Annotated in this window: 5 protein-coding genes; 1 reads left to right on the top strand and 4 read right to left on the bottom strand. The window is 30.7% G+C overall.

Features of this window, described 5'->3' with window-relative positions:
• Nucleotides 1-62: 62 nt before the first annotated feature.
• A complete protein-coding gene (locus tag ACH2BC_RS02485) occupies nucleotides 63-710 on the top strand; it encodes a hypothetical protein (RefSeq protein WP_395052408.1) in 648 nt (215 codons plus the stop codon).
• Here the strand turns inward: ACH2BC_RS02485 and ACH2BC_RS02480 are convergent.
• From ACH2BC_RS02480 to gcvT, 4 genes are all read right to left on the bottom strand, one after another.
• Nucleotides 707-2494 (bottom strand): ABC transporter ATP-binding protein, encoded by a 1788-nt coding sequence (locus ACH2BC_RS02480; protein WP_395052407.1) that lies wholly within the window; start codon nucleotides 2492-2494, stop codon nucleotides 707-709. The genes ACH2BC_RS02485 and ACH2BC_RS02480 overlap by 4 nt on opposite strands.
• A gap of 169 nt (nucleotides 2495-2663) precedes the next feature.
• Nucleotides 2664-4571, bottom strand: coding sequence for an SPFH domain-containing protein (locus ACH2BC_RS02475; protein ID WP_395052406.1), 1908 nt, complete (start codon nucleotides 4569-4571; stop codon nucleotides 2664-2666).
• Nucleotides 4572-4734: 163 nt separating this feature from the next.
• Complete coding sequence (locus ACH2BC_RS02470) at nucleotides 4735-5451, bottom strand: YebC/PmpR family DNA-binding transcriptional regulator (protein ID WP_395052405.1); 717 nt, start codon at nucleotides 5449-5451, stop codon at nucleotides 4735-4737.
• Between the two features lie 179 nt (nucleotides 5452-5630).
• The gene (gcvT, locus tag ACH2BC_RS02465) at nucleotides 5631-6713 is read right to left on the bottom strand and encodes a glycine cleavage system aminomethyltransferase GcvT (RefSeq protein ID WP_395052404.1); all 1083 of its coding nucleotides are present in this window, start codon (nucleotides 6711-6713) and stop codon (nucleotides 5631-5633) included.
• Nucleotides 6714-6942: the final 229 nt, after the last annotated feature.

Here is a 6942-nt window from a genome sequence, read left to right as displayed (position 1 = left end):
TTAAATCCCAAGTTTTGCTTGGGATTTTTTTGTAGATTTGATTTTAAAAGCTATTTAATCACATGAAAAAAAAATTAATTTTATTAGTATTTTTTATAATATATTCTTCATTTTCTCAAGACTATGAAAATAAATTTGTAATTTATCAAGATTCTATAAAAAAAGAATTTAAACAAAATGGAATAACTGAATATCTATTTTTATCAAATAATTGTCCTTCTAATTTGGCAATAACTAAAGATGGTTTTAAAGATATAAATATAAATGTTAATGTTTTTGAAGCATATTTAATTTGGAAAAAAGAAACTAAAATATTTATGAAAAAAATTTCTAATAATGAAAATTTTAGGATTATATATGAATCTGCTAATTTTGAAATAATAAATTTTAATCCATTTAAATTTATTTATAAACACAAATCAAAAATTTCAAATGAAAAAGTTTTAGATAATATAATTAATGATAATGGTGAAGAAATAACTTTTAGAATGACTTTGCAATGCAATACAATATTTAACATTTACTTAAATTCTCTTTACATTGAAAATTACTTTGTTGAAAGTAATCTTATTAAAAGCAATTATTTAAGCGATGATGGAAAACCTTATGAATCAGAAGGTTTAAATATGAATTATGAATTTAATAATAATTTAAAAATGATTAGACTTTTTAGAAAATTAAATTTGGAAATTGCTAAAATAAAATTCTAATACTCACTAAACTGCAAATTACTAAGATTCTTATAAATACCATTTTCAATTTCAAGTAATTCTTTATGAGTTCCTTTTTCAGAAATTATTCCTTTGTCTAGAACCAAAATAGCGTCAGCATTTCTAATTGTTGATAATCGGTGCGCAATTATTATACTAGTTCTTCCTTCCATTAAAGTTTCTAATGCTTCCTGAACTAGTTTTTCACTTTCGCTATCTAATGAAGATGTTGCTTCATCCAATATTAAAATACTAGGGTTTTTAAGCAAAGCTCTTGCAATTGCAATACGTTGACGTTGTCCACCAGAAAGTTTTATACCACGTTCACCAACCAAAGTGTCAAATTTTTCTGGAAATCCGTTAACGAAATTCAGTGCGTTGGCTTGTTTTGCTGCAAGTAAAATTTCTTCTTCGGTTGCATTAGGTTTTCCGTAAGCTATATTTTCTCTAATTGTTCCGCCAAACAAAATTACATCTTGCGGAACAATACTCATATTTCCACGAAGATTTTCTAATTCGTAATCGTAAATATTCTTGTCATCAATTAAAATTTGTCCGCCATCAATATCATAAAAACGAAGTAGGAGTGAAGAAATCGTTGATTTTCCTGCACCACTTGGACCAACAATTGCAATTTTCTGACCGAAATTAGCAGTGAAATTTACGTCTTTCAGAACTTCAATTTCTCTTCTTGACGGATAGCTAAACGATACATTTTTAAATGTTACATTTCCTTTAATCTTTTCTGTAACAACTGCTTGCGATGAATTTATTTTTTCTGGCGTTTCTTCTAATAATTCAAAAATTCTTTCGGTTGATCCAATTGCTTTTTGAATTTGAGAATACAATTCGGCAATACCACCAAACGATGCACCAATAAATGATGTGTATAAAACAAACGAAATTAAATCGCCAATTCCATCAACTTCGCCTTTTATTGTTAGAGTAATTCCATACCAAACTACAGCCACAACGCAACCGAACAAGCACAAAATTATAAATGATGCAAAGTAACCACGATATTGTCCGCCTTTAATTGCAATTTTTACAATTTCTTTAATTTTAGATTTATAGCGTTCAATTTCGTACCATTCGTTAGCAAACGCTTTTACATTGCTAATTCCTTGAAGCGTTTCTTCAACAACAACCTGACTTTCGGCTACTTTATCTTGTGTCTTTTTTCCATATTTTCTAATGAATTTACCAAAAATAACTGCCGCAACAGCCACAATTGGAACTATAGAAAGCATCATTAAAGTTAGTTTTGGACTGATGGTTGCCAAAATAATAAATCCTCCAATAATCAAAATAAACTGACGTAAAAATTCTGCAATTGTACTGGTTAAGGTATCTTGAAGTTGAGAAACATCTGCGCTTAATCTGCTATTTAGTTCGCCAACACGCTTTTGAGAATAAAACGACATTGGTAATTTTATTAAATTTTCATATAAGGCAAATCGTAAATTCGCCAAAGTGTTTTCAGTAAAATTTACAAATAATGATAATCTAAAAAAGGAAAAAACAGCTTGAAGCGAAAGAATTCCCATTAATGAAAGTGCAATCCAATTGGCTTGACTTAAATCTTTATTCGTTACACAATCTACCAACATTCCCATTAACATTGGAAACGCTAATGCTGTTGCGCTTGTGAGTAAAAGAAAAAACAGTCCAAGATAGAATTTCCATTTATGATTGGCTGCGTATTTAAATATTAAAAGTGCATTTTTTAAAGAACTTGCATTGACTTTCGCTTTTGGTAAATCGTTTTCTTGAAATCTGGGCATTGAAGGTTAATTTTTAGCAAAAATAACTAATATATAAGTACTAATTTCTTTTACAGTTGGTAAAATTTTGTGAAAACAATTTTTATTAAATTTAAAACGAAAATAGATTTTGAATAAAAAAAATCCGCTTTGCTTTTACAAAACGGATTTCAATTTATAAATCTAAAATCTACTTTTTAGAAGATGGTTTTTCATTTTTAGTATCCATCATTTCCATAAGTTTCAAACCAAGTAAACCACTAATTCCACCTTCAGAACCATTTGTTCCTGAAATTAATACATCTGGAATTACTTTAATATTTCCTTTACCAATTTCTTCTGTAATTTTATATTTTGCAAAGTTATCTTCGCCCATTGCAGAAACTTGCAACTGATAAGCTTCGGCAGTAGATTTACCAATTGCCATAATTTTTTCAGCTTCAGCCAAACCAGTTTTAGAAATTTTTTCAGCTTCGGCACTTGCATTTAGTTTTGTTGCTTCTGCTTGTGCTCCAGCTCTTGCTTTAGTAGCTTCTGCCTCAGCATTTGCTCTCATTTTTGTAGCTTCGGCTTCTGCATTTACATTTAATTTTAAACTTGTTGCGTCACCTTCAGCTTTTTTAACAGTCGCATCGGCAGTTCTTTGAGCAATTTCTACACTTTGAGATGCTTTTACAATCTCTTTTTGCATGTCTGCAATAGCAGTTTCTTTTTCCATTCCTTGACGTTGTTCTTGTGCCATTCTTTGGGTTTGATACGTTTTTTGCTCTTCTTCTGCCAATTTTCTATCGGTTAAGGTTTTCATTAATGAATCTGGCGGAACAATATCACCAATTAAAGTATCAACTGCGTTTACATTATATTCGTCCAAAACAACTTTGATATGATTTTTAGCCGATTCTTGACGTTCTTTACGAGTACTCAAAAACGAAATTACATCACTTTCTTGTGCGGAGTTTCTAAAATAATTACCAATTGTTGGCTCTAGAACTTGCGAAACCAAGTTGGTCATACTTCCAAAACGTGCAATCACTTTTGGCGCTTCATTTGCTGGAACGTGAATAATTTGTGATACATCTAAATTAAATGGAAAACCATCTTTAGATCGAACCGTAATTGTTGACAAATTATGATCTAAATTATGAGATTCACTTCTGGCATCAGCCCAATTTAAAACTAAGTTTGTGGTTGGAACAGCTTCTAGTTTAGTAGTATATTTATTCAATGCATATTTTCCTGGTCCAAGTGGTTCCATCCAAACGCCACGTTGACCTTTAGAAACTATATTTCCATGTTTAAAATGTTCACCTGTAACGTCTAAACCATCTTCACCTATATAAGAAATTACAACTCCAACATAACCAATTGGCACATCAGTCATAGGATTTTGTTCAATTTGAATTGCCCAAGAATTGATGTAATATGAACCAGCCAACATTACTTGAGGTTGCAAACCACGATTTCCACCTTCTTCTAAAAATCTGTCAAAATCTTGAAAATTATTGTGTGCAGGAACATTTTTACCAGCAATTTGACCATCTGGAATTGGTTCTCCATCAAGTGCAGTAACAATTCCTATCATATTTTCGTAAATTTTTATTTGATCTATAATTACAATTTCAAACAAAAATATATTAATTCGGTAAGATCCAGTTGTAATAAATGCTGATTGTCTACCTTTTTGTCCGCCATTATTTAAAAAAGCTTCTGCATCTTGAAAGTTATCACTCGGAACTTTTCTGGCAAGAATTCTACCTGTTGGAATTTCCTTTCCATCTTTGCTTAAAACTAATCCAATTTTTCCTTCCGGAATTATTGTAAATGCAGTCATATCAACTGAATACTGCCAAATCCACATTCCCCAATACAATCCTGGCGCCAAAGTTTGCGCTTGAAATCCTGCTTCGCCTTTTGTGGCAATTATTCTGCTGTCTGGCAAAGATTTATCAGCTCCAAAAAGAACGAATTTCTTGGTTACTAGACCTATTTTATCTTCTGGAACTATTACCATTCCGAAGAAAACTCTTAAAACAAATTTGTAAAGAACTATGGATATTACAATTAAAAATACCCACCAAAAATCAAAAATTGTTGTCATATATATTTAGATAAATTTATTAATGATTCTGAATTTCAAAATCATTAATTATACGATTAGGTTTGTTAAAAGTTACAAAATATTTAAAATTTATTTTCAAATAAAAAAAAACTCCAAGTTTCCTTGAAGTTTAAATTTAATATATTAAATCTAATATCTAATATTATTCTGATTCATCCATAGTATGATAAACGTTCATCACATCATCATCTTCTTCAATTTTTTCTATAAGCTTTTCAACATCAGCAATTTCGGCTTCGGTAAGTTTTTTTGTTACTTGCGGAATTCGCTCAAATCCAGAGGATAAAATTTCAATTCCACGACTTTCCAATTCTTTTTGAATAGCACCAAAACTTTCAAATGGCGCATAAATTAAAATTCCATCTTCATCAGCAAAAATTTCTTCGGCACCAAAATCTATAAATTCCAATTCCATTTCTTCAACATCTTGATTGTTATTTGAAATTCTAAAATTACAAGTATGATCAAACATAAATTCTACCGAACCTTGAGTTCCTAAAGTACCGTTACATTTATTAAAATAGCTTCTAATATTGGCAACAGTCCTGTTATTATTATCAGTTGCAGTTTCTATTAAAATAGCAATTCCGTGTGGCGCATAACCTTCAAAAAGTTGTTCTTTGTAGTTGGCAGTATCTTTATCTGTAGCTTTTTTAATGGCACGTTCTACATTTTCTTTTGGCATATTTACTGCCTTAGAATTCTGAATAACAGCACGTAATCTAGAATTGGCTTCTGGATTTGGTCCTCCTTCTTTTACTGCCATTACAATATCTTTTCCTATTCTTGTAAACGCTTTTGCCATCGCCGACCAGCGTTTCATTTTTCTTCCTTTTCTAAATTCGAATGCTCTTCCCATTTTTATTATTTAATCTGAACTTGTTTCAGATTCTGTTTATTGATTATTTATAGTTAAATTTAAAAGTATATTTTTTAATATAAAGATTTAGTTTGTGTTCCTTCGACTGCGCTCAGGATGACAAAGTAAAATATTTTCATAATTTATCTTGCAATTGAATTTGCAATAGACATTTTAATTTATTTATTATAAAAAGGCATTTTCACAACTTTAGCTGCAATTTTTTTATCTCTAATTAAAATAAAAATTTCACTATCAACAGCCGAAAATTCTGTTTTCACATAACCCATTCCAATAGCTTTTCCGACACTTAGCGCCATTGTTCCTGAGGTTACAATTCCAATTTTAGTTCCATCAGCATCAACAATTTCATAATCATGTCTCGGAATTCCTCTTTCTGTCAATTCAAAACCAACAAGTTTTCTTGAAACACCAGCTTCTTTTTGAGCTTTTAAATTTTCAGAATTTGTAAAATCTTTAGTAAATTTTGTTATCCAACCCAATCCAGCTTCAAGTGGCGAAGTAGTGTCATTTATATCATTTCCATACAAACAAAAACCCATTTCTAGTCGCAAAGTATCTCTTGCAGCCAAACCAACAGGTTTAATTCCGAATGCTTTTCCAGCTTCAAAAACCTTATTCCAAACTTGTTCAACATCAGTGTTTTTACAATAAATTTCAAATCCACCAGAACCAGTATAACCTGTTGCCGAAATGATTACGTGATCAATTCCAGCAAAATCTGCCACTTCAAAATGATAATATTTTATAGCAGATAAATCAATAGAAGTCAAACTCTGCATCGCTTCAACAGCTTTTGGACCTTGAATTGCAAGCAAAGAATAATCATCCGAAAGATTTTTCATCTCAACTCCCAAATCATTAAAACTTGAAATCCAATTCCAATCTTTTTCAATATTCGACGCATTTACAACCAGCAAATATTGGTTTTCTTTCATTTTGTAAACAATTAAATCATCCACAATTCCACCATCATTATTTGGCAAACACGAATATTGTGCTTTTCCAATTTCCAAAACCGAAGCATCGTTAGAAGTAACTTTCTGAATTAAAGCCAACGCATTTTCGCCACTAATTAAAAATTCACCCATATGCGAAACGTCAAAAACCCCAACACCACTGCGCACAATCTCGTGTTCGGCGTTCACACCTTCGTAGGAAACAGGCATATTGTAACCTGCAAACGGAACCATTTTTGCACCCAAACTTTCGTGAATATGAGATAAAGCTGTATTTTTCATTGTAAAATAATTAGTTTTTTCAAGTCGCTAAAGTAACTAAAAAATATAAATTTTTGAGCAATAATTTGAAGCTTTTTCCAGCTATACATTTCAAGTTTACTTGTAAAAATCTTTTTTTTTAAACTTTAAAAAGAGCTTCCGTTGGTCGCTTTTTTAAAGTAAGAAAAAATAGAATTTTCCTTCGCAAAGCTTTCCATTTTTATCTGTGCTAGAGCAACAGTGCTAAAAA

The sequence above is a fragment of the Flavobacterium sp. genome (assembly GCF_043760115.1).
GTDB lineage: Bacteria > Bacteroidota > Bacteroidia > Flavobacteriales > Flavobacteriaceae > Flavobacterium.
Note: the sequence above shows the minus strand (reverse complement) of the source record. Positions and strands in the feature narration are given on the sequence as shown.